The sequence below is a fragment of the Promicromonospora sp. NPDC057488 genome, from assembly GCF_042802395.1.
Classification (GTDB): Bacteria; Actinomycetota; Actinomycetes; order Actinomycetales; family Cellulomonadaceae; genus Promicromonospora.
On record NZ_JBHVEG010000313.1, the window covers coordinates 1 to 3,494 of the forward strand.

Annotated in this window: 3 protein-coding genes; all 3 read right to left on the minus strand. The window is 73.1% G+C overall.

The genetic code is table 11. The features are described 5' to 3' along the window. Positions 1 to 71: 71 nt before the first annotated feature. Positions 72 to 1,034: a hypothetical protein gene (locus ACFU5G_RS29560; protein WP_377252658.1), complete on the minus strand. Its 963-nt coding sequence runs from the start codon at positions 1,032 to 1,034 to the stop codon at positions 72 to 74. Positions 1,035 to 1,126: 92 nt separating this feature from the next. Further along, positions 1,127 to 2,026: a hypothetical protein gene (locus tag ACFU5G_RS29565; protein ID WP_377252660.1), complete on the minus strand. Its 900-nt coding sequence runs from the start codon at positions 2,024 to 2,026 to the stop codon at positions 1,127 to 1,129. A gap of 127 nt (positions 2,027 to 2,153) precedes the next feature. Further along, the gene (gene hemW, locus ACFU5G_RS29570; protein WP_377252662.1) at positions 2,154 to 3,452 is read right to left on the minus strand and encodes a radical SAM family heme chaperone HemW; all 1,299 of its coding nucleotides are present in this window, start codon (positions 3,450 to 3,452) and stop codon (positions 2,154 to 2,156) included. Between the last annotated feature and the right edge of the window lie 42 nt (positions 3,453 to 3,494).

A 3,494-nucleotide genomic window follows, 5' to 3' on the forward strand; every position in this document is an offset into this window, starting at 1 on the left:
GACCATGCACCTGCTGCCAGCCGGATTCCGGGACTGGCAGCAGGTGCATGGTCGTCACACCCGGGTGGGCGTCAGGCCACGGCGGGACCGGCCGGGGCGGGACCGGCCTCGATGGCCGCGACCGGGCCGCCGGTGAGCCGGCGGAACGCGAAGGCCAGCGCCAGCAGCGACAGCGGGATCGTCACGAACAGGCCGAGCCCGCAGACCAGCGCGCCCACGATGTTGATGCCCAGGAGCGCGAGCTCCAGCAGGAACACCGCCCCGAAGTTCTGCCCCACGAGGCGGAACGAGCCGGTCAGCGCGTCCCAGGCGTTCAGGTTCCGGTCGACCACGTTGTGGTACGTGAACGGCGCGAAGATCGCCAGGGCGATGAGGCCCAGGCCGCACAGCAGCGCACCCACGAAGCCGGCGACCAGCAGCAGGAGCGCCGTGACGATGATCATCGGGTAGCTGTTGACCTTGAAGAGCGTGCCCCAGGTCGCCTTGTGGCCCGACGCCTCGCGCAGCGCGGCGTTGATCCCGAGGGCCCCGAGGATCGAGTTGATGATTCCGCCGAGCAGCCCGAGCAGCGAGCTGCCGAACGACACCCCGGTCGCGGTGGAGCTGCTGATGTCGCCGCGCATCGCGGCCTCGTTGATCTCCTGGTAGTCGCCGAAGCTGCCGGCGTTGAAGATCGCGCCGACGGCGAAGGACAGCAGGACGAACAGCACCCAGAAGAGCCAGTTGCCCGTGAACCGCTTCCACCCGTAGCCCAGCGCCTCGCCGACGGCGAACGTCGCGGCCGGCTGCGTGCCGTACGGCCCGCCCGGGCCGCCGTAGGCCGGCTGCTGGCCGGCGCCCCCGTATGCGGGCGGCTGCGCCGCACCCCCGTAGGGCGACTGCGCGGGCTCGCCGTAGGGCGACTGCGCGGGGCCGCCGTAGGCGGGCGGCGTGGGCTCGGCGGGCGGCTGCGGCTGACCGCCGGCCGGGTTCTGCGGCGGCGTCGGCCCCCCGGCGCTCGGCTCGTACGGGTTCTGCGGAGTGTTCTCGCTCATGTGATCCCCTTTTCACTGTTCAGTGATCCGAAGCCACCTTCACCTTTTCTCCGCATGTCCGCATGTGCAAACGCCGAGTTGTTACCAGCCGGTCAGGACTGGACCGGCTCGCCGGTCCACCGCTGGACCAGATACGCCCCCACCAGCAGCATCGCCGGCGCGACCACGACGAGGCCCAGGCCGCAGGTGAAGATCGACGCGACGGCCAGCCCCGCGAAGATGGCGAACACCGCGAGCGCCGTGCCGAGGTGGGAGAGCACCAGGCCGACGCCGCCCGCGAGCGCTCGGCCGAAGCCCTGCCCCTTGAGGAGCAGGAACGGCACCGCGAGCAGGAGCAGCGTGCAGACCACCTGGATCAGGCCGCCCACCAGGGGCACGGCCGTGCTGACGAACCCGATGACCCCGGCGAGCAGGGCGTACCCCACCAGGCCGCCGAGGCCGCGCAGCAGGAAGAAGTCGCGGAACCTGACCCGGCGGGTGCGGGTCGCCGCGAGCGCGCCGGCGTACAGGAGGGCCTGCAGCAGGAAGCTGACGGCGGTCCCGGCCGCGCCCAGCGCCTTGGCCTCCAGGGTCTGCCCGGCGGCCTGGGCGGCGTCGACCGCCGCCTGATCGGTGGCGTTCATCAGCCCGTCCAGCGTGGACGGGCTGGCCAGCAGGATGACGGCGACCTGCGCGACGCCGAGCACGAGGCTCATCAGCACCCAGGTGCCCCAGCTCGTGCCGAACGCGCCCCACGCCCAGCGCCAGGCGCGGCCGATCGTCGGCGGGTCCTGGTCCGGCCGGGGCGCCGGCTCCTGGACCGGCGAGTAGGCCGGGACCTGCTGGGCGGGTTGCTGCTGCTGGAAGCCGCCGTGCGGGTACTGCGGGGGCTGGTAGTCCGGCCGGCCGTACGGGTTGGCGGGCCTGCCGTACGGATCACGCGGTCCGTAGGGATCCACCGGCTGCGGGGACTGACCGTCCTGCGGGTTCCAGCCCCCGTGGGTGTTGCTCATGCGCGTGCCCCTTGTCAGGCGGTCCGAGCCGCCTCCCCCGAACGTTACGAACAGCACAAGATATCGACGGTCTCACCTACCGCGCAAACAAACGAAAAGGCACCTCGACCCTTTGAAAGGGTGGCCCTCAGGCGGTCAGGTCACGCACGACGGCGTCGGCCAGCAGTCGGCCCTTGCGCGTCAGCACGGCGCGGGCGGGCGCACCGCCGACGGCGGTCGTGCCGGGCGCGCCGGACGCGGACGTGCCGACCCCGAGCGCGGCCCGGCCGTCGAGCAGCCCGCGGGCCACGAGGCCTGCCACCGCGGTACGGCCCTGTGCCGTCAGCACGCCGAGGTCGAGCCCCTGGCGCAGCCGCACGCCGAGCATGACGCGCTCCAGGTGCGCCTCGTCCCGCGTGAGCAGCTCGCGCCCGGCGCCCGGGCTGTGCCCGGCCTCCAGCCGCGTCGCGTAGGCGCGGGGGTGCTTCACGTTCCACCAGCGGACGCCGGCGGGCGTCTCGTCGGCAGGCGTCTCGTCGGCAGGCGTGCCGGCAGCAGCGGCGTCGTCGGCGTCCGAGGCCAGGGCGGGCGCCCCAGGTGCCGACACGTAGCTGTGCGCGCCCGGGCCGACGCCCCACCAGTCGTCGCCGCGCCAGTACCCGATGTTGTGCCGGCACTCGTGCCCCGCGCGGGACCAGTTGGACACCTCGTACCAGCTCAGCCCGGCCTGCGTGAGCAGGTCGTCGGCGAGCTCGTACTTGGCGGCCTGGTCGTCCTCGTCGGGCAGCGTCACCTCGCCGCGGCGCACCTGGGCGGCCATCTTCGTGCCCGGCTCCACCACCAGCGCGTACGCGGAGACGTGGTCGACGCCGGTGGCCAGGGCCGCCTCGACGCTGGTGCGCCAGTCGTCGAGGGACTCGCCGGGTGTGCCGTAGATGAGGTCCAGGGACACGTCCAGCCCGGCGTCCTTGGCCCACCGCACGACGTCGGGGATGCGCAACGGGTCGTGGGTGCGCTCCAGCGTCGCCAGGACGTGCGGCACCGCGGACTGCATGCCGAACGAGACGCGCGTGAAGCCGGCGTCGGCCAGCACGCGCAGCGACTCGGGGGTCACGGAGTCCGGGTTGGCCTCGGTGGTGACCTCGACGTCGTCGGCCAGACCCCAGGCGTCCCGGATGCCGGTCAGCACCCGCGCGAGGTCCTCGGCGGGCAGCATCGTCGGGGTGCCGCCGCCGAAGAAGACGGTCGAGACCGCGGCCGGCGACCGCCCGGCGTCGGCCAGGACCTGCCGCGCGAGGGAGACCTCACGCAGGGCGGTGGTCGCGTAGGCCGCCTGGTTGGCACCGCCGCCCAGCTCGGACGCCGTGTAGGTGTTGAAGTCGCAGTAGCCGCACCGCACCGTGCAGAACGGGACGTGCACGTACACGCCGAACGGGCGTGCATCCAGGTCCGCTGGTCGAGCTTGTCGAGACCCGTCAGAGGTCTCGAC

Excerpts from the sequence above, each read along its gene's own strand:
- ACFU5G_RS29565 (WP_377252660.1), bottom strand. The coding sequence starts at position 2,026 with ATGAGCAACACCCACGGGGGCTGGAACCCGCAGGACGGTCAGTCCCCG.
- ACFU5G_RS29560 (WP_377252658.1), bottom strand. The coding sequence starts at position 1,034 with ATGAGCGAGAACACTCCGCAGAACCCGTACGAGCCGAGCGCCGGGGGG.